The organism is Microcystis sp. LE19-10.1B (assembly GCF_027530565.1).
Lineage (GTDB): Bacteria > Cyanobacteriota > Cyanobacteriia > Cyanobacteriales > Microcystaceae > Microcystis > Microcystis aeruginosa.
In genome coordinates this window covers 1-19,393 of the sequence record NZ_JAPZQM010000769.1, presented here as the reverse complement: position 1 = coordinate 19,393, position 19,393 = coordinate 1, and the positions used below count along the sequence as shown (strand labels likewise).

Genomic DNA, 19,393 nt, shown 5'->3' with positions numbered 1-19,393 from the left:
TCATCAAAAATTAAGTCTGTGGGGGGTGGGGGGGGTTCCCAGAAGTCCTCGAAATCTTCTTCTATCAGTGCCGGAGAGGTGGCAGTTTCGTCGCTTTTGGCAATCGTCATTTTTTCGGCCTCTCTAGGTGGGAGTATCCATATTTTTGACTCTCGATCGATTCTATGATAACTTCATTGCCAACTTGATCATCTTTGCTCAAAAATATTGATGAATAAGCAAAAATTTTTTAACTCGCCGCAGTCTTATTAGCAGCGTTTGCGCCGAAGTGCCGAAGCTTGAGATAATCAGATAGCTATCATCTCAAAAACTATCACCATGACGATCGATCCGCAACAACTCATCGAACTAGCTCTCACATCGGGAGCGGTGGCAGCCGAAGTTTATCAATCTTCCTCCCTTTCCCATCCCGTTTTTTTTGAGGCTAATCGTCTCAAACAGCTAGAAAGTTCCGAATCCGTGGGAACTGCCTTAAGATTATGGCGCGAGGGTTGTCCAGGGTTAGCGGTGGGTTATGGTGATGTGGAACCGGAAATTTTAGTAGAAACAGCGTTAAATTTATCCTATCTCAATGCCCCGGAAGAAATCGAATTTTCGGCACCACGACAGGCAATCTATGACCCGATTGGGCAAGATGTGGCGGTAGAATCTTTAATCGAGATGGGTAATCAAATGATTGGCCATATTCGCCAAGTTTATCCTGAGGTTATTTGTAGTGGTGAATGGGAATGTGAACGGGAAATCACCCGTTTGGTTAATTCCCAGGGTTTATATTGTCAATATACCGATACAGCTTTGAGTTATTATCTGGGGATTGAATGGGTACGGGGGGAGGATTTTCTGGCGGTTTATGATGGGGAATATACTCGCAGTACACCTCATCCCGAAACGGTAATTAAACAGTTATTGCAGCGACTACAATGGGCAGCAAATAATGTGGATAGTCCCACGGGTAAATTACCAATTTTATTGACTGCTAATGCAGTTACCCTGTTATGGGGTACGGTGGCGATGGCTTTAAATGGTAAACAGATCTTAGAAAAGTCTTCGCCCTGGAGTGATAAAATCGGTCAATTGGTGATGTCAGAAAAGTTGACTTTATCCCAACAACCAGACCGAGAACCCTATAGTTGTCCCTTTGATGATGAGGGAACTCCTACCAAATTTTTATCTTTAATTGAGCGAGGTAGAGTTAAAGAATTCTATAGCGATCGTACCACAGCCAGACTATTAAAAACTACTCCGACGGGGAACGGTTTTCGTCCTAGTTTAGGGGTTTATCCCATGCCGGATTTGGTTAATTTAATCGTGGCACCGGGAGAGGGAACTTTAGAGGATTTAATCTCGCAAATAGATGAGGGCCTAGTTATCGACCAAATTTTAGGTCATGGGGCCGATATTTCTGGCGATTTTTCTGTCAATATCGATCTGGGTTATCGCATAGAAAAGGGCAAAATCACCGGACGCGTTAAAGATACAATGGTGACGGGAAATGTTTATACGGCTTTGCAAAATTTAATCGCTTTGGGGGCCGATAATCAATGGAATGGTTCCTGTTATACTCCCTCGCTAATTGTTGATAGTTTATCGGTGGTGGGGTAAAAATGTGGCGTTGTCAAATTGAAAGATGCTCCTAATCAGATGGGAACTGAAATTACTATGTGTAGGGCTAATTCATGAATTAGCCCTACAATAGGCGTTGTCAAATTGAAAGATGCTCCTAATCAGCACCGGAACTGAAATTAACTCCCCCTACTTTTTGGGGTTAATTCTTTGGAGCTTTATTTGACCTGAAAAGAGGGGGTTTGCAGGCAGGCACGGATTCCCATTCTATAAGAAATTATCTGTCAAGTCGTGGGGTTTTGTCAAGCTTTTTGGGAAAAAAAATTAACCGACACTCAAGGGGAGAAAATTATCGGCAGAGATATTATTTAATCCCCCCTTTGAGTCGGTATTTTTTAGCCCGGGATTAACGGTTTAGTTGCCGAGGCACCAAGGCGATTTAATTGCCGATTAATTTGCCATCCGACGAGGGTTAAACCCAACCACTGACTGAAAATTGCCAAAGCGAAAGAGGGAAATGTAGCGTATTTAGTAGCGGCAATGGGAAGAAAAGTAAAAAACCATAACAGAGGAGATTGACTGGGATTAACTCCCAAGACAGCGAAACAGAGAAAGGGGAAAATAATCAAAATGCCGATGCTAGTGGCTGCCAGCAAAGCGCGTTTATTTGTGCTGGCTAACATCAATAATTGGGCGATAGCGGCATAGACTAAAATCATGTTCATTGCCAAGAGAAACCCGGCTGCAGTGGCTAGTTTATATTGATCGAGAGGGGCGATAAAAATAGCGGGAAGAATGAATAAAATGGCAATGGCGACGTTAATAGCCATGGCTAGGGTAGAAGGACTTTTTTCGCCAAAGATTAAAGCTTTTCCCAGACTAATGCCCGTTTTTCCTTGCAAATGACGATAGCGAGTCCAATCTTGGAGAGTTTGACGGGGGGGAGTGAGGGCAAAAAGGATTAACAAGCCAAAAATTGCCACAAAAACGCTAAGAATCGCAAAATTATCGAAAATATAGCTCGGTTGCAGAGTTTGGAAGACAAAACCTAGGCTAATAGCGCTAAAACAGCCCATCATCCAATAACTTTGGGGTTTACTAACAAGAGTAGCGAGGGGATTATGGAAGCGCCGCTGGAGAATTCTGGTTAAACCGTAGGTGCAGAGGGAAAAATTGAGCAAAATTAAGCTAATACCCATTATAACCGATTGCCAGAGAGATTGACCGTACCAACGCAGATCGAAGATTTGTGAGATTCCTAGATAGCGTACCGCATCGGGGGGGAGAAAGGTAGATTTAACTAGATAGGGAAGGACAAAACTAGGATTAAAGAGAATTAACCAATCAAAGGGGGTACGGGAACCACCATAGCCCGATAAAGTAACAATAGTGCTATAAAACACAAAGATTAAGACTGTTGCGCTGCCTAACCAGGGTTGAAATCCTCCTAACCATGGCGTGGCTAAAGCGAAACTCAGGGCGGCATGATAGAAAAAGGCACAACTAGCGATCAGAACCCCGTAGAAGGCTAAAATTAACGAAAAGGGAATACCTGCTAATAAACCCGCTCCCAAGTGAAAGGGTAAAGCGAGAACACAGACGAGATAGAGGAGAATGGGAACCCCGAAAATTTTGCCGATAAAAATTGTTCTGGCGGGTTGGGGACTCAGACGGATAAAATTAAGTGTACCCCGGCGTTCTTCCCCGGAAAGATCGGCGATTAATTGATAGGTTCCCACCACTAAAAGAGCGAAAATGCCGGTAATGCTCAGAAAAGTGAAGATATCTAACCACCATAACCGGGAGATAATCATCCATTCACCATTTAAGTCTTGGATGCAGTATTTAATCCCACTATAGTGATAATAATCGTTGTTATTGGGGGGATTAGCGGTACAGTAACGACTAAATCCCGCCGCTACTGGCAAGAGATTTTGATAGTATAAATAAACTAATAATTGACCAACTAGGGAGATGACTGAGGCGATCGAGATATTTTTCGGGGTTAATCTTCCTTGCCATTCTCGCATAATTTGCGGGTTGGTTTCCGTAAGGCGATCGATTATTGTCGCTATCATATTTTTGTCCTCTCTACAGCCGTTATCAGGAGCTAATCCTAGATTAACCCGGCAACTTCTCGATCGGTTCGGGGAGAAAGAACTCGATCGAGATGCAGCTAAAATCTGGGTTCGGGAATCAAAAAGGGAAAAGTGCCGGACCCGGGAGCTTCTGTTTTACACTAGAATTTGGCCGCCTGAATCTAGATCTATGCCCACTCTGACCCTCAATTTTCCCCTAACTGCCGTTGTCGGCCAAGAAGCGATTAAATTAGCCCTACTCTTAGCCGCCGTGGATCCCGCCCTGGGGGGTGTGGTAATTGCCGGTCGTCGGGGAACCGCCAAATCAGTCATGGCGCGAGCGATACATTCTCTACTGCCACCGATCGAAATTATCGCGGGTAATGTCTTTAATTGTGATCCCAATAATGCCGACGAATGGGACGATCGCACTAAAGAAGAATATAGCAGTGGAGAGGTCGCCACGGAAGTTATCCGGGCCCCTTTCGTGCAGATTCCCCTAGGAGTCACGGAGGATCGTTTATTGGGTTCCGTCGATGTGGAAGAATCGGTGAAACAGGGGGAACCAGTCTTTCAACCCGGTTTATTAGCCAGCGCCCATCGGGGAATTCTCTACATCGATGAAATTAATCTACTTGATGACCAAATTGCTAACCAATTACTCACAGTTTTAAGCGAAGGACGTAACCAAATCGAACGGGAAGGCATCAGTTTTCAACATCCCTGTAAACCAATCCTGATCGCTACTTATAACCCGGAAGAAGGGGATTTACGAACCCATTTATTAGATAGAATTGCCATTGCTCTTTCCGCCGATGGTGTCCTCAGTTTAGACCAACGAGTAACCGCCGTCAATCAGGCGATCGAGTATGCTGTTTCTCCCAGCGCTTTTATCGCCCAATATGCCCAAGAAATGGACGATCTAAAAACCGAAATTATTCTGGCGAGGGAATGGTTAAAAGAGGTAAAAATTAAACCCGAACAAATTAGTTATCTAGTGGAGGAAGCGGTGCGCGGTAGGGTAGAAGGTCATCGCGCCGAGATTTTTGCCGTGAGAGTAGCCAAGGCGGCCGCCGCTTTAGAAGGTCGGGATGTAGTCAGTGCCGATGACTTAAAAAGAGCCGTCGAATTAGTTATTGTACCTCGATCGCTGATTACGCCACCACCTCCGGAACAGGAACAACAGCCCCCACCGCCGCCACCACCACCGGAACCGCCCCAAGACGAAAACCAGCAGGAACAGGAAGAAAAAGAGGAGGAGAAAGAGGAGGAAAAAGAACCGGAACAGCCGGATAATCTGCCAGAAGAATTTGTTTTTGACCCAGAAGGGGTTTTACTGGATCCCAGTGTGCTGTATTTTGCCCAGATGGCCCAGCGTCAGGGGAAATCGGGGGCGCGTAACCTGATTTTCTCGGAAGATAGGGGACGTTATATTAAGCCGATGTTACCCCGGGGCAAGGTGAAAAGAGTCGCCGTCGATGCCACTCTCCGGGCGGCCGCCCCCTATCAAAAAGCCCGTCGCTTGAGGAATCCCGAACGTCATGTGATTATAGAAGAAGGGGATCTGCGCTCAAAACGGCTGGCCCGCAAGGCCGGTTCTTTAATTGTCTTTGTGGTCGATGCCTCCGGTTCCATGGCCCTGAATCGGATGCAGTCGGCTAAAGGTGCGGTCATGCGTCTGTTAACGGAAGCTTACGAAAATCGCGACCAGATTGCCCTGATTCCTTTCCGGGGTGAGCGAGCAGATGTACTATTACCGCCAACCAAATCGATTACCCTAGCGAAAAAACGTCTAGAAACCCTGCCCTGTGGTGGCGGTTCCCCTTTGGCCCACGGTTTAACCCAAGCGGTTCATGTGGGGATGAATGCTCGTTTATCGGGGGATATCGGTCAAGTGGTGATTGTGGCGATTACCGACGGTAGAAGTAATATTCCTTTGGCGAAATCTTTAGGCGAACCGATTCCGGAGGGGGAAAAACCCGATATTAAGGCAGAACTGCTCGATATTGCCGCTAAAATTCGCTCTTTAGGCATTAAACTGCTGGTCATCGATACGGAGAAAAAATTCGTCTCCACTGGTTTTGCCAAAGAATTAGCCCTAAAAGCCGGGGGTAAATATTATCATCTACCCCGGGCCACGGAACAAGCGATCGCATCTATGGCGCGAGGGGCAATTGCGGGACTGTAGCTGGGGTTTGCGGCAAAAAGTTTTTCCCGGGAGCAGGGTGTGGGGTGTGGGGTGTGGGGTGTGGGGTGTGGGGTGTAGGGTGTAGGGAAAGAAACCTCTTTCATCTGTGGGGGTGAAAATTTTTTCATCGGGACTGCCTCCTGCCTTCGTTATTGACTCGAATTTTGCTGATTTTCTGTTTTTTTTCGGTCTGGTGTGAGAGAATCTAGAAAAACTTAACAATAATCAGCAATAAGCGAGAGATATACTACAAACAAACATTAGTAAGTTTTAATTAAGATAACTATGAACTTTCGATTTGGCAAAATCTTGATAGCAGGGGTATTGGCGGTACTTTTGCTAGTAACTTCCTGTGCTAAAGCTCCCTCACAATTTGACCAAGCGCAACAAGAAAGTACCGCTCGCGGGGCGGCGGCAGTGGTGAAAGAATCCACCTCTGGCGGCAGTTTTAATCGGTTTTTCCCGCCTTCTGGGGGAGGATACGAGCGCGTCTATACCCAGGAGAAAAAAGGCTTTGCTGAGGCAAAACTGAAGCAAGATGGCAAAGTTCTGGCTATGTTAGCCATATCTGACATCAGCAATAATCCCGCGGCGGCCAATAAATTCCAAGACAGTCAAACCACAATTAAAGGTTTTCCCTCTGTGGAACAGGGTGCAACCGCCAGCGCCGTTTTAGTCAATAATCGCTATCAAGTCAAGGTTTTATCGCGGGAGCCAGATTTTTCTTCCAGCGATCGCCAAGCTTGGTTAGCTAAGTTCGATTTAGATGGTCTAGCAAAATTAAAGTAAGGAGACATCCGTGAGTAAGCCAATTTTTGAACTGGTGGACGAATTACCGACTAATAATCTCACCGTCAAAGTTCTCAAAACCCTTGATTATGTCGTGCCGGGACAGTGGGATAACCTAGTCGGGTTTAAAAATACGATTATCAAAGTCACGGGTGAAACCGACGAAAGCATGATCCAACAGATTGGCGATCGAGCCGTTTGGTTGTTTAATGATAAATCCCAGGGCTATCAACGGGCGCTCTGGCTCTACCAAACCATCGACAGCGCCGATAATGCCCTAGCCGCCGCCTCTCTTGCTAATGTCGTCGGTGGTAAAATTCCCCTCATGGGCGGTTTAATCGAAAAATTAACCCCTGCCCCCGAAAAAGCGCAAACCATCGATCTAACCTTGAAATTAGTGACAGAATTAGTCGCTTTTTGTCAAATTAATGGCATTCCGGGCGATAGTATCGATGATTTCGTCGCTTCTCTGGGAGATTATAGCGGCGAATCCCTGATGCGGATGGCGGCGTTAGTTTGTTTGGATGGTTTAATTCCCCTGGGGGGCAGTTTTATCCGGAAAGTGGAATCGGGCCTCAGCATTCTCACCCCGGAAGAATTAGAATCTAACTCCACTTTCGGCAGTATTAAAGAATTGATTCCGGGGGGAAATACTGCCAGAAAATTAGACTTTATCGGTCAAAGTTTCGACTCCACTAAAGGTTGGATGAGTGGTTTTGTCAGCGAGCGCAGTTTGAGCCAGCAGGGATTATTGAGCAAAATTCAGGGATTTATCGACTTTTCTGCCGATAAATTGGTATATGTTGGGGCATTCCTCGATATGACCACCAATTACTATGAACATACCGGTATTCAAACCCTGGCTCGTCGTTTAATCGAAAGAGCCGTGGCGGAAATTTAAGTGGCACCGGGGGCAGGGATGGACAGACCGATACCAAATCGGTTTTTAATAGCATGATTAAGTCCCAATTCAACTTTAAAAACCCAGTTATGGATTGTTTCCCCCTGCTCCGGCACTCACCCACTTTCCTATACATTTTCCACAGGATTTATAGTCATTTCAATTAAGATTGAGAATATAAATGCCAGAGTTCATAAGGTTTTCATCGGTCTAGAGTGTATCAGACTTATCTGAAATGACTATAGTATTATAATATACCCTCCTTAGCCCCTCAAGGTCATGAATCAGTCACAACTTATCCATGCCGCTAAACTCCAGGAGCCAGCCGCTATTATTGCTCTACTTAACCAAAGTCTCTTAACCAGAAAAATAGAGGTTGTTGAAGCCACCCCGCAAGAAAATGCCCTGACTCTAAAAGTTCAATCCAAAAATATACCCAATCAACACAAGTTATTACCTTTTTTGTCGGCAGAAATCAAAAGCTTGGGCATCGATGGATTAGAACAAGTGATCGTTTACGGTATGACCGAGGAATCCGATATCCCCGCTTGGGAAGAATCGATAACCCTGAGTCAAGATAATTTAATCGTCAATCGTGTCACCAAATTAAACTCTTTGCCGATAATAACCGCAGAAATCGCCGAAAATGACCCGGAAGATGCGCCAGAAGCTTTGGAAGACTCTGAAACAACTGAAGAAAAAGCCCTAGAAAAACGGGAGGAGTTCACTGAAGCTGCTGAGAATATTGTGGCGACTGGTGAGCGATTTTCCCTATCTCATCGGAGACACTCCTCTTTTCCCCTCAGTATAATTTTGCCTTACCTAGCGATCGGTTTTGGCACTGGAATTATTATAGGTGCTTACTTTGGCTATCAAAAAGCAGTGAGTGAAATGTACGCACAACCCGGAGCGCTCGAACAACCCCGATAAATTTTCCTGTCCCCAACCTGATATGATAAGACCAATGCAAAATTTTCCTATCTCTAAACCCCAATGATTTAGGGCTTTTTTTCTTGGGAATTTGTCGGTAAGGACAGCAGCAACAGTTGATTTTTTATCTTTAGCCCCACATATCTAACCGCTCATGTCTATGGAAGAAGCCTTGAAACTCCTAAAAGAATATGGATGTATTCAACTAAAAATTGCCCAATCCCCCGAAGAAGAAGAAGCTCTAAGACAGGCAATTTTATTAGTTAACCAAGGTTCGGAATCAATTAATTTAGGTATCTGTGCCGATAACAATGAAGAGGGATTTAAAGCCCTGAAAAGTTATCTACAAGCCCTGGGATACCCCCTACCTAATAGTCTCCCAGAAGACCAACCAGAACAGGGAGCGGTGTATATTAAATACAATACCCAAAGACAAGCTTCCTATCTCGATTCCTATACGGGAACCTATCGCGGTGTCCTGGTTTCTTGTCAGTCAGAAAATGATCAATTAGTCGGTACTTATGGTCACTTTCCCCTCGATTTATTCTCTTAAGAGGCATAGTTTTTGGGTTATTTAAGCGATTAACCATCAGCCGGACAGTGATTACTGTTTACAAATAAGAGGCAAAAAGCTCCCCACTCCTGTCCACTGAATTCTCTTTCCTGACTCTTGTTAACTTTTTACCTGAAAAAAATATGTATTTGTTAATTCCAGCAGCGGGAATGGGTAAACGGATGGGCAGCGATCGCAATAAATTACTGCTCACCCTGCACGGAAAACCTCTCCTGGCTTGGACTTTGCTGGCTGCCATGGAATCGAGGGCAATTATCTGGATTGGCATCATGGCACAACCGGAAGACTTTGAGGATATCCGAGAAATTATCACCCCTATAAATGCCCTTAAACCCGTGCAAATCATCCAAGGAGGTGAAACCAGACAAAAATCGGTTTATAATGGCTTACAAGCCCTACCAGAGGGGGCTGAGACGGTTTTAATTCACGATGGGGCGCGCTGTTTAGCCACTCCCGAATTATTTGATCGCTGTGCCGCCGCTTTAGCCACTTGTCAGGGTTTCATTGCGGCGATTCCGGTGAAAGATACGATTAAAATTGTCGATAGCAAGGGCTGGATTGAGGATACACCGGATCGCTCGCAGTTGTGGGCGGCCCAAACGCCCCAGGGTTTTCAGGTAAAATTATTAAAAGAATGTCATGAACAGGGCCGAAAATTAGATTGGGAAGTCACCGACGATGCCGCCTTATTAGAAAAATGTGGTTTTCCCGTCAAAATTGTCGTCGGTGAAGAAACTAACTTAAAAATTACGACTCCGGGAGATCTGGCAATTGCCGAATATATTTTAAGTCAACGTTTATAATTTTTCATCTACTTTAACGCCGTCCCGTTTAATAATACGAGCGGGAATACCCACCACCACACAATTAGGTGGAACATCTTTGACTACCACTGAATTTGCGCCCACGGTGACATTATCGCCGATGGTAATGTTTCCTAAGACTTTAGCACCGGCGGTAATCCTGACATTATTGCCAATTTTGGGGCGACCGCTTTTATCTTTATACCCAATTGTTACCTGTTGATTAATCCAACAGTTATCGCCCAAATCCGCCATAACAATCGTACTAAAACCGTGTTGAATAAATAATCCTTTGCCAATCGAACAAGAAGAATCTAGAAATAAATAGGAACTTTCTCGATAGAAAAACCTAAGAATATACATAAAAAAACGGCTGAATGAACCACCTTGAAAAAGACGACAATAATATAAATTTCTAAATTCTTTTGCCTCCAGACACAGAGCTAACAATTGTAACCAATCTGCTCTTTTTTCCCGGCCTAATAACTCTACCCAACGCCGCACATCACCTAAGATAAGTTCTCGATTGTTAGCTACCTGAAAAGCAATGATTAAGGGTGAGAGCCAAAGAATACCCACATAGAAAAATAATTTTCGGAAGAAACTTTTCATCGTTGGTCTAAAATAATTGACGATAGACTTGCTTTTTGTTGCTATTGATTATAGTAGTATTGTAGCGAATAGTTCAACCGTCCCCCGTTTATTAGACCCCAACGATGTCAACTACCTTACAGTTCTTGCCCGAAGTATCCGTGATCGTGCCAATTTATAACGGAGAGAAAGATCTACCCCCTCTCATTGATTGTTTAGCCAAACAGACCTATCCCCGTCAATTAGTTGAATATATTTTAGTTGATAATAATAGTAGCGATCGCACGGCAGAATTATTAGGAAAGGCAGCAGAAGAACAGCGGGGACTGAACCTGATCATTTTAAGCGAAAATCAGATACAAAGCTCCTACGCTGCTCGCAACAAAGGGATCAAAAGCGCTCGTTATCCTTTTCTGGCCTTTACCGATGCCGATTGTCGTCCCGCACCGCAATGGTTGACAGAATTGATCCAACCCTTTAGTGATCCTAACATCGGTCTGGTAGTGGGTGAAATTGCTGCCTTAACTGGTTCCACTTGCTTGGAAAAGTATGCAGAACGTCGTAACTTTATGTCACCAAAATTTCTTTTAGAACATTCTTTTTGTCCCTACGGTCAAACTGCTAACCTCGCTATTCGTCGAGAAGCTTTTCAAAAAGTTGGTTTATTTCGTCCTTATTTAACTACCGGTGGTGATGCCGATATCTGTTGGCGTATTCAACAACAAACCGACTGGCAATTAACCTACGCACCAGAGGCAATTATTTACCATCGTCATCGTTCCACCTTAGAAGACTTAAGAAGTCAATTAAAACGTTATGGGCGCTCGAATCGCTATCTTCACGAATTGTATGGTGTCGAATTGATGCGACCTTTAACCAATCAAGAGTTATTTTTTACTCTCAGTCGTTGGTTATTAAAAGAGCTACCAAAAAATACTCTCAAGTTACTGTTTGGTCAAGCAGATTTAGTAGATTTATTGGCTACTCCCCTCGATTTAATTGGGTTTCAGTCCCGCAGCCAAGGACAAGCCACGGCTAAACTACCCGAAAAAGCTAAAGAAATCGAATGGCTTTAATTCAGTTATCAGTTATCAGATGTGAGTTTTCAGTTATCAGATGTGAGTTTTCAGTTATCAGTGATCAGTTATCGGTTATCAGATGTAAGTTTTCAGTTCACTGATTACTGATTACTGATTACTGTTTACTGATTAAGGTTTCCTCTATGGTTTCTCCCTGAGTGAAACATCCCGGAAGATCCTTAATTTCTGATACATATCCCCCGTCATCATCAGGATAAATTGTTATTGGATATTTTAGCCTCAAATAAAACTCTAATGATTCAAGCTTAGTTTTATTACTTGTACTCTTATTTTTACCTCTTTAAAGTTAGTAAATAGGATAAATGTAAGTAGGTAGGTATTAAAAACTTTCAGATGCCCCCCTTATTAAGGGGGGATTAAGGGGGGACTAAGGGGGGATCGGCACCCCCCTTATCAAGGGGGGCAGGGGGGATCGAACCTAAAATCCATTTTAAATTTAATTATAACCAGCTACTTATTTTGAATAAATACTCAGAAAACATCAAGAAGGGAATCAGCTTTAAACCTTGTCCGTCAACTATCCATTCCCCTATTCTGGCGCTCCAGGCTTCAAAGTGGGGGACAAAATGAGGTAAGGTAAAAAAGCTGTGCCGATAACCGAGACTATGACCGTTGAATGGCAATCCGTAAAAACCTACGAGGATATTCTTTACCATAAATGGGGGGGAATCGCCAAAATCACTATAAATCGCCCCCATAAGCGTAATGCCTTCCGTCCGAAGACAGTTTTTGAGCTTTACGACGCTTTCTGTGATGCTCGCGAGGATGCCCGCATTGGGGTAGTATTGCTCACGGGTGCAGGTCCCCACAGCGACGGCAAATATGCTTTTTGTTCCGGCGGCGATCAGACGGTGCGCGGTCAGGCGGGTTATATTGGCGATGATGGCGTACCCCGGCTCAATGTGCTGGATTTACAGAAATTAATTCGCTCCATCCCCAAGGTAGTTATCGCGCTGGTGGCAGGTTATGCGGTCGGGGGCGGTCATGTTTTACACTTGGTTTGTGATTTAACCTTAGCAGCGGATAACGCCATTTTTGGCCAGACCGGTCCGAAAGTGGGCAGTTTTGACGGCGGTTTCGGCTCTAGTTATCTAGCCCGGGTGGTCGGTCAGAAAAAGGCTCGCGAGATTTGGTTTCTCTGTCGGCAGTATAACGCCCAACAAGCTTTAGAAATGGGTTTGGTTAACCATGTCGTCCCGGTGGAGGAATTAGAGTGGGAAGGGATTAAATGGTCCTTAGAAATTCTCGAAAAAAGTCCCTTGGCGATTCGCTGCCTAAAATCGGCTTTTAATGCTGATTGTGATGGTCAAGCGGGTTTACAGGAGTTAGCGGGCAATGCCACTTTACTATACTATATGACCGCCGAAGGAGCCGAAGGTAAACAGGCTTTCCTCGAAAAACGTCCCCCCGATTTTAGTCAATATCCTTGGCTACCCTAATCAGTTATCGGTGAACAGTAATCAGTGAAAAGAAAGCAGAAAACCGCCTTGTAATACTGCTCACTTAATACTCCCTACTCCTACTGATCACCGATCACTGATCAGCTATGCTAGTTTAGAGAGAGTAGTTAGGTTCGGTAGCAGCATTGGTTTCAAACAGAAGTGGTTTTTCCCTGATGGCCTTGACTGGGTTGTGTCCGATCTCCTTCTCGAAATGGCTGTGATATTGGGAGACAATCCATGACGATTTACGTTGGTAATCTGGTTTATGACGTCACGACAGATGACTTGAAAGAGGTATTCGCTGAATACGGCACAGTTAGTCGCGTTTACTTGCCCGTAGATCGGGAAACGGGTAAAATGCGCGGTTTTGGTTTTGTGGAAATGTCCTCCGATGAGGAAGAAGCAAAAGCGATCGAAACTCTTGACGGGGCCGAATGGATGGGACGACAGATGAAAGTCAATAAAGCTCGTCCCAAAGAAGATAATTTTGGCGGTGGTGGCCGCGGTGAGCGCAAAAATTTCGGTCGCCGCGAACGTTAAAGAGATTCTTGGAAAATTGCAGAAGCGGTTATTTTTGATAACCGCTTTCCTATGGATAATTAATCAATCTGCGTTTGTTTTCTAACATCCTAATACTCCATAGGGACATTTCATCGTTTTGACGAAAAAAGCTAACGGACGCGAGGATATCCGTTCGTCCATAGATTTTGAGAATGTTATCAGGGAAAATCAAGATTTGATTCGCACCCACTCCCGCCTACCTTATTTGTTCTAATTTTCCCATCATCATCCAACCGCTGCCATAAACTTTGACAAAAAATGAAGATAGCAATCATCACAGCAACTCCCCAAAATGTCAAGCTCGGAAGTGGTACCTTCGTTGGGAATATCCATCTGACTAACGAGTTGCGCTCCCAGGGTCATATCGTTGATGTCTTCTCGCCAACCAAAGCATCGGGGCCGTTAGGCTATATGGCGCATCGCTTTCTTTGGAATTGGCGACTCGATCCCCGTCGCTTTGACCACTATGATCTGGTGGTGGGTTACGATATGGATGGTTACGCCATCAGCGATCGCCTGAAAGTCCCTTTTATCGTTTATATTCACGGTATTATTGCCGATGAAGCTACCTTTGAGCGGGGTTGGGTGCGAACTTCCTTAGAATTGATGGCAAAGGCCGAGAAAGTGAGCGTCCATCGTGCGAATCTGGTCATCTCTACCAGTGAGTATTCCCGTACTAGACTCAAGCAACTTTATCAGTACGATGGCAATATCGAAATTGTTCATTCTCTAATTGATCTCAAAAGGTGGGATGCAGCGATCGCCTCGGTCAAGCATGAGGAAAAAAACCGCGAGCAGAGGAGGCCGACAGTATTTTGTGTCGGTGTCCAGTATCCCCGCAAAAATGTTGCCACTTTGATCCGCGCCGCCGCAATTCTCCGCCGTCAAATACCTGATGTGGAGGTACGAATTGCCAGCAAAGGTCCTGAATGGAATAATTTACGCCGTCTGGCACAAGAACTCAATTTAGAGCAAAATGTTACTTTTCTCGGCTATCTTTCCTATCAAGAACTGATCCAAGAATATCTTGATTGTCAAGTTTTTTGTTTACCTAGTCTGCAAGAAGGATTTGGCCTAGTTTTTGCTGAAGCTATGGCCAGTTATAAACCGATTGTCGCCAGTCGTTCCTCCTCGACACCGGAGTTGATTGAAGATGGTGTACAAGGTCTATTAGCCAATCCCTTAGATGCCGAAGATTTAGCGACTAAATTAGCGGAAGTGCTTCTCAATCCAGAAAAAGCTCGTTCCTTAGGGAAGGCAGGTAGAGCGAAAGTTTCAGAATTTGATGCCCCGATTATTGCCCAACGTTTCAGTCAGTTATTAACCAATTTTCTGGAAAAATAGATTAACTTTGAGAATAAAAGTTCAACCACTAACGCACAGCGTATAAATGGAAAATATCCACGAATGTCAAAGGTAGTAATTCTCTTTTTTCTAGTTGAATTTTGAAGCCATTGTCTGCCAGCATTTGGCTTATTTGCTTTAAGCGTCCCTTTTGATCGTGAATTTCAGCCACTATTTGCTTGATTTTCGGCCAGTCTTTAGCTTCGATGCCTTGAAATACTTCGTATTCTTCTCCTTCCACGTCAATTTTCAGTAAGTCAATGGAGTCAATACCGAGTTCATTAATTACGGAAGATAGAGTTCTTACTTCACAGGCTACTTGTTCTTTTTCTTGGAAAAACTCTTCAAACAAATTTTCTATTTTTTGGGAATTCTGATCGACTTGAATATCTTCTAATGCAGCCAAGGTATCCTCTGGCTTTGTGGTTGAATTAGCAGACATATTGGGATAAAAAGTAAAGATTTTTGCTGGGTTATTCTCTGAACTTAATCCACAGTTAAATAAAACAACATCCTCTAAAGAATGCAAATGAATATTTTTTTGCAAAACCTCAAAAGTTGGCTTGATTGGCTCAAAGGCGAAAACTTTTGCTGTTGGTTCAACTCCCTTGACAAAAATAGAGAAGAGACCGATATTAGCTCCAACATCAAAGATTACATCGCCTTCTTTGATGATGATATTATGCCCTTCATATTGCCTTTCAGTAAATATTTCCGAAAAAATGTATTCTGTTTCCTCTTTGCTACTACTGTAGTAACATTCCAATCCATTAGAAAAAGTAATTTTTTGGGCAATCACCGTTGATGTATGTATAGTTGCGATCTGGGACAAAATTATATTAACACCATGAATGGCTCCCCGTCAAGAATGAGGTAACAAGCCCCCTTCTTTCCAGGGGATAGCTAAAAGCTTTGATGTGCCTAGTTTCTAACCTTCTTTTTAGGTAGGAGAATTGTCAGATTCTGTCTTTTGCCTCTTGCCTTCAAAAGCTGATAACTGATAACTGATAACTGATAACTGATAACTGATAACTGATAACTGATAACTGAAATGACGGACTTAAGCCACCTTTTTCCGTGACTCAAGGATGGGGTGAATAATTGTCCAGGCTAGGACGATAATTAAAGCCAAGATACCAAAACGAGCCATAGAACTGACTAACTGGTGCAAGGGGAACAAACGGCCTAAAAAGAAGGATAATGTCACCATAATCGTCGCCCACACCGTTGCCCCACCGAGATTACAGAGGAAAAAGCGACCGTAGGGCATTCGGGCAATTCCCGCCATGGGACCGGCAAAGATTCTTAACAAAGCCACGAAGCGACCGAAAAAGACCGCCCGGGGTGCATTTTTACTAAATTGTTCCTTGGCTAATTCTAGTTTTTGAGGCGGAATACGAAAGAATTTGCCAACTTTTAACAAAAACGGCCAACCCCCGGCGCGACCGAGCCAATAGCCAAAATTATCGCCTAAAACTGCTCCTGTAATTGCGCTGACTAAAACTAACCAATAGTTCAAATCACCGCTACCGGCAAGGAAGCCGCCCACAATGGTGATGGTTTCCCCGGGGATGGGAATCCCGGTATTTTCGAGGGTGATGCCGACAAATACTGCCCAGTATCCGTATTGGTGGGCGATTTCTTCAATATTTTCTAGGGATAATAGCTCTAGGGACATGGAGCGCTTTCTTAACAAAGGTTTACGAATATTCTAAGATATTTTTACAGGATTTAACCGTGGCTGAACATGACTTTTCCCAGTATTGATTTATTAGCAATTCGTCGGGGTGAGATAAAAGATTTAGGGGGCATGAACTTGGCAGGGGCTGATTTAGCGGGTGCAGACCTAGCCGGGGCGAATTTACGGGCAAATTTACGCGGTGCTGACCTGACAGGGGCAAATTTAAGGGGAGCAGATTTTCGTAATGCCGATTTACGCGGGGCAATTCTCCTCGATGCGATCGTGACTGGGGCAAGTTTGGCCGGTGCTTTTTTAGCCGGGGCGGTTTTTAATCATCTAGATTTGTCCGGGGCGGATTTTCGCGGTGTCGATGGCCGGGGAGTGAGTTTTGTCGGGGCGATTTTAACCCAAGCGGATTTTACTAGCGCTAATCTGTCCGGAGCAGATCTGTCGGCAACCGATTTAGAGGAAGCAATTTTTTTCGGGGCGATTTTACGGGGAACAAATTTTACTGATGCCAATCTTCTTTGTGCTAGTTTAGCCTCGGCAGTAACCACGGGGGCAATTTTCGAGCGAGCTTGTTTGGAAGGGACAGGATTAACCTAAGTAGGTAGTCGTTAAAAGTTATCAGACACCCCCCTTATCAAGGGGGGACTAAGGGGGGATCGGCACCCCCCTTATCAAGGGGGGCAGGGGGGATCAGAGGCAAAATCTATCTTCAATTTAATTATAACTACTTACTTAAATGGCTGATAGATAAAAGAAGATGAGTTTCTAATCGGTTGCTATCTGCCTCCATAGCTCCAGCTATTCTGAACCATTTAAACCCTTTGCTGCCCAGGGTCTTCTTCTTGTCCAAATTGATCAAGTTTTTGCCATCATCGACCAGAAAATTTAGTTTAATTGTCTGGGTAATCAGTGCAGTTATTGAAGAATTTTCCCCAACCAATTAGGCAATCAACCTAGTTCCTTAAGGGAACCTAGGGGAAAAGATTATGCACAAAAATGATAGGATTGATTGATACCTAGCTGCCGTTAATCGCTATCGATGAAACCTTTACACCAACTTTATCGCTATTTAAGTTTATTTTGCCTCTGTCTTCTTCTGACTGTGGGCTGTCAGTCCACTAATTCCAATTTACCCCAGGGGGATAGGGATATCCTGATGATCGGGACAACCCTAAAACCACGCTCGATCGATCCGGCCGATAGTTATGAGTTAGCAGGACTTTTTATTATTTATAATCTCGGTGAAACTCTCTACACCTACGCGGAAGGAACCACTAATTTAAAGCCTCTCCTGGCCACGGAATTACCGCAAATTAGCCCCGATGGTTTGACCTATACTATCCCAGTACGTCGAGGAGTTATTTTTCATGATGGCACGGTTTTTAACGCAGAGGCGATGAAGTTTTCCCTAGAAAGATTTATCAAAAATGGTGGTGAACCTTCCTTTCTTCTCCGGGATACAATTGATAAAATCACTGCTACCAAAGAAGACGAAATTACTATTAAACTAACCAGACCTTTTGCCGCCTTTCCCGCTCTTTTAGCTTACCCCGGAGCCTGTGCAGTTTCACCCAAATTTTATCAAATTGGCGAGGGTAAATTTAAACCTGAAGAATTTATCGGCACGGGACATTATCGATTAAAAGCAGTTACCAGCGATTCTTTTAGTTTAGAAGCCTTCGATCGCTATTGGGGAGAACCAGCCAAAAATAAGGAAGTTAATGTGCAAATTTATCTCTCGAATCCTGCCAATTTATTTAACGGTTTTCAGACGGGAGCGGTGGATATTGCCTATCAATCTTTACTGCCTCCTCAAGTGAGAAAATTACGCACAGAAGCAGCCCAGGGAAAATCGCAAGCGATCGAATCTTCTGGGGCAGCAATTAACTTTATGAGCGTCAATCTCAAAAGTGAACCCACCCATAATATTTTAGTGCGACAAGCCATTGCTTCTCTAGTCGATCGAGATTTACTTAATGATCGCATTTTACAAGGTCAAGGCATCCCTCTTTTTAGTCTCATTCCTACTACTTTTTCCGAGTCACAACCGGTGTTTAAAGAGCGCTATGGCAACCATAATATAGAGCAAGCCAAACAATTACTAAAAGCCGCTGGTTATAGTCCGGAAAAACCCGCAATTGTAGAAGTTTGGCACTCCTCGGGATCGATTACTTCCAGCAGCGTGGCAGCAGTGATGAAAGCTCTAGCAAAACGGGATTTAGATAATATGATTCAATTTGAACCCAATAGTATCCTAGGAGCGGCCTTTTTCCGTAATATTAGCCGGGGACTTTATACCACTGCTCTATCTAATTGGTATCCCGATTTTTTGGATGCAGATAACTATATTTATCCCTTTTTAGATTGTGCTAAAGGTTCCCCAGAAACTGGCTGCGAAGAAGGAGGATCGCAAAGTCAAGGCTCATTTTTTTATAGTCAAGAAATGAATCAATTAATCGCACAATCCCGTCGGGAAAGTAACCCAGCCAAAAGAAAGCAGATTTTTGGCAAAATTCAAGAAATTCTCGCCGATGAAGTTCCCTATATTCCCCTTTGGCAAACCAAGGAATACGCTTTTGCTCGCCATGGCATCACGGGGGTTATCATCAATCCCAGTCAGACTTTTCCCTTTTGGACAATTGCCAAAAAATCCTGATAATTAATTATTAGGAGTTAGGAGTCAGGGCTCTTCGGTTTGTGTTATGCAATGGACGGGGGTTATAAGGGATGGAACCCTTATAGAGAAAGGCATTTAGCGATTTTTGTCAATTGTTTTTGCTCTAGAGCGAACTAATCAATTAAGTCTCTTGCCAGATAAGGATTTAGTCGATTTATGCCC

The 19,393-nt window shown here is 44.0% G+C and carries 19 protein-coding genes and 1 pseudogene; 13 read left to right on the top strand and 7 right to left on the bottom strand.

Annotated elements, in window-relative coordinates; all coding sequences use genetic code 11:
* Positions 1 to 110, bottom strand: a pseudogene (locus O9332_RS28545) (Uma2 family endonuclease); the annotation flags it as partial.
* A gap of 208 nt (positions 111 to 318) precedes the next feature.
* Between O9332_RS28545 and O9332_RS27810 the strand changes: the two are divergent.
* Positions 319 to 1,602: a TldD/PmbA family protein gene (locus O9332_RS27810; protein ID WP_002761260.1), complete on the top strand. Its 1,284-nt coding sequence runs from the start codon at positions 319 to 321 to the stop codon at positions 1,600 to 1,602.
* 356 nt (positions 1,603 to 1,958) lie between these two features.
* On the opposite strand, the gene O9332_RS27805 is transcribed toward O9332_RS27810, so the two are convergent.
* The gene (locus O9332_RS27805) at positions 1,959 to 3,641 is read right to left on the bottom strand and encodes a hypothetical protein (RefSeq protein WP_002761259.1); all 1,683 of its coding nucleotides are present in this window, start codon (positions 3,639 to 3,641) and stop codon (positions 1,959 to 1,961) included.
* Positions 3,642 to 3,831: 190 nt separating this feature from the next.
* Between O9332_RS27805 and bchD the strand changes: the two genes are divergently transcribed.
* Positions 3,832 to 5,829 (top strand): magnesium chelatase ATPase subunit D, encoded by a 1,998-nt coding sequence (gene bchD / locus O9332_RS27800; protein ID WP_288028239.1) that lies wholly within the window; start codon positions 3,832 to 3,834, stop codon positions 5,827 to 5,829.
* Here the strand turns inward: bchD and O9332_RS27795 are convergent.
* Positions 5,763 to 5,957: a hypothetical protein gene (locus O9332_RS27795; RefSeq protein WP_288028238.1), complete on the bottom strand. Its 195-nt coding sequence runs from the start codon at positions 5,955 to 5,957 to the stop codon at positions 5,763 to 5,765. The two genes, bchD and O9332_RS27795, sit on opposite strands and share 67 nt — an antisense overlap.
* Before the next feature lie 157 nt (positions 5,958 to 6,114).
* Between O9332_RS27795 and O9332_RS27790 the strand changes: the two genes are divergently transcribed.
* The 5 genes from O9332_RS27790 to ispD all read left to right on the top strand — a co-directional run bounded on the left by O9332_RS27790 (position 6,115) and on the right by ispD (position 9,826).
* On the top strand, positions 6,115 to 6,618 hold the full coding sequence (locus tag O9332_RS27790; protein ID WP_002761255.1) for a hypothetical protein: 504 nt from the start codon (positions 6,115 to 6,117) through the stop codon (positions 6,616 to 6,618).
* A gap of 10 nt (positions 6,619 to 6,628) precedes the next feature.
* Positions 6,629 to 7,519 (top strand): hypothetical protein, encoded by an 891-nt coding sequence (locus O9332_RS27785; RefSeq protein ID WP_002761254.1) that lies wholly within the window; start codon positions 6,629 to 6,631, stop codon positions 7,517 to 7,519.
* Between the two features lie 279 nt (positions 7,520 to 7,798).
* The gene (locus tag O9332_RS27780; RefSeq protein ID WP_288028237.1) at positions 7,799 to 8,449 is read left to right on the top strand and encodes a hypothetical protein; all 651 of its coding nucleotides are present in this window, start codon (positions 7,799 to 7,801) and stop codon (positions 8,447 to 8,449) included.
* Positions 8,450 to 8,603: 154 nt separating this feature from the next.
* A complete protein-coding gene (locus O9332_RS27775) occupies positions 8,604 to 9,002 on the top strand; it encodes a DUF1824 family protein (RefSeq protein WP_002799415.1) in 399 nt (132 codons plus the stop codon).
* A gap of 143 nt (positions 9,003 to 9,145) precedes the next feature.
* A complete protein-coding gene (gene ispD, locus O9332_RS27770; protein ID WP_288028236.1) occupies positions 9,146 to 9,826 on the top strand; it encodes a 2-C-methyl-D-erythritol 4-phosphate cytidylyltransferase in 681 nt (226 codons plus the stop codon).
* On the opposite strand, the gene O9332_RS27765 is transcribed toward ispD, so the two are convergent.
* Positions 9,821 to 10,438: a serine O-acetyltransferase gene (locus tag O9332_RS27765; protein ID WP_012267158.1), complete on the bottom strand. Its 618-nt coding sequence runs from the start codon at positions 10,436 to 10,438 to the stop codon at positions 9,821 to 9,823. The two genes, ispD and O9332_RS27765, sit on opposite strands and share 6 nt — an antisense overlap.
* A gap of 104 nt (positions 10,439 to 10,542) precedes the next feature.
* Here O9332_RS27765 and O9332_RS27760 point away from each other — a divergent pair, with 104 nt between their 5' ends.
* Positions 10,543 to 11,493, top strand: a complete 951-nt coding sequence (locus O9332_RS27760) for a glycosyltransferase family 2 protein (RefSeq protein ID WP_288028235.1) — start codon at positions 10,543 to 10,545, stop codon at positions 11,491 to 11,493.
* Positions 11,494 to 11,611: 118 nt separating this feature from the next.
* On the opposite strand, the gene O9332_RS27755 is transcribed toward O9332_RS27760, so the two are convergent.
* On the bottom strand, positions 11,612 to 11,740 hold the full coding sequence (locus tag O9332_RS27755) for a type II toxin-antitoxin system HicB family antitoxin (protein ID WP_071825078.1): 129 nt from the start codon (positions 11,738 to 11,740) through the stop codon (positions 11,612 to 11,614).
* Between the two features lie 382 nt (positions 11,741 to 12,122).
* Here O9332_RS27755 and menB point away from each other — a divergent pair, with 382 nt between their 5' ends.
* From menB to O9332_RS27740, 3 genes are all read left to right on the top strand, one after another.
* Positions 12,123 to 12,956, top strand: coding sequence for a 1,4-dihydroxy-2-naphthoyl-CoA synthase (gene menB / locus O9332_RS27750; RefSeq protein WP_288028240.1), 834 nt, complete (start codon positions 12,123 to 12,125; stop codon positions 12,954 to 12,956).
* 240 nt (positions 12,957 to 13,196) lie between these two features.
* Positions 13,197 to 13,499: an RNA-binding regulator gene (gene rbp, locus O9332_RS27745; protein ID WP_002759510.1), complete on the top strand. Its 303-nt coding sequence runs from the start codon at positions 13,197 to 13,199 to the stop codon at positions 13,497 to 13,499.
* A gap of 279 nt (positions 13,500 to 13,778) precedes the next feature.
* A complete protein-coding gene (locus tag O9332_RS27740; protein WP_288028234.1) occupies positions 13,779 to 14,864 on the top strand; it encodes a glycosyltransferase family 4 protein in 1,086 nt (361 codons plus the stop codon).
* A 28-nt stretch (positions 14,865 to 14,892) separates the two neighbouring features.
* On the opposite strand, the gene O9332_RS27735 is transcribed toward O9332_RS27740, so the two are convergent.
* Both O9332_RS27735 and O9332_RS27730 read right to left on the bottom strand, forming a co-directional pair.
* A complete protein-coding gene (locus tag O9332_RS27735) occupies positions 14,893 to 15,663 on the bottom strand; it encodes an FkbM family methyltransferase (protein WP_288028233.1) in 771 nt (256 codons plus the stop codon).
* Between the two features lie 261 nt (positions 15,664 to 15,924).
* Positions 15,925 to 16,542 carry a DedA family protein gene (locus O9332_RS27730; protein ID WP_288028232.1) on the bottom strand — a complete coding sequence of 206 codons (618 nt, stop codon included), beginning with the start codon at positions 16,540 to 16,542 and terminating at the stop codon, positions 15,925 to 15,927.
* A 69-nt stretch (positions 16,543 to 16,611) separates the two neighbouring features.
* Here O9332_RS27730 and O9332_RS27725 point away from each other — a divergent pair, with 69 nt between their 5' ends.
* Complete coding sequence (locus O9332_RS27725; protein WP_002759502.1) at positions 16,612 to 17,151, top strand: pentapeptide repeat-containing protein; 540 nt, start codon at positions 16,612 to 16,614, stop codon at positions 17,149 to 17,151.
* A 442-nt stretch (positions 17,152 to 17,593) separates the two neighbouring features.
* Positions 17,594 to 19,210 carry an ABC transporter substrate-binding protein gene (locus O9332_RS27720; RefSeq protein WP_288028231.1) on the top strand — a complete coding sequence of 539 codons (1,617 nt, stop codon included), beginning with the start codon at positions 17,594 to 17,596 and terminating at the stop codon, positions 19,208 to 19,210.
* Positions 19,211 to 19,393 lie beyond the last annotated feature (183 nt).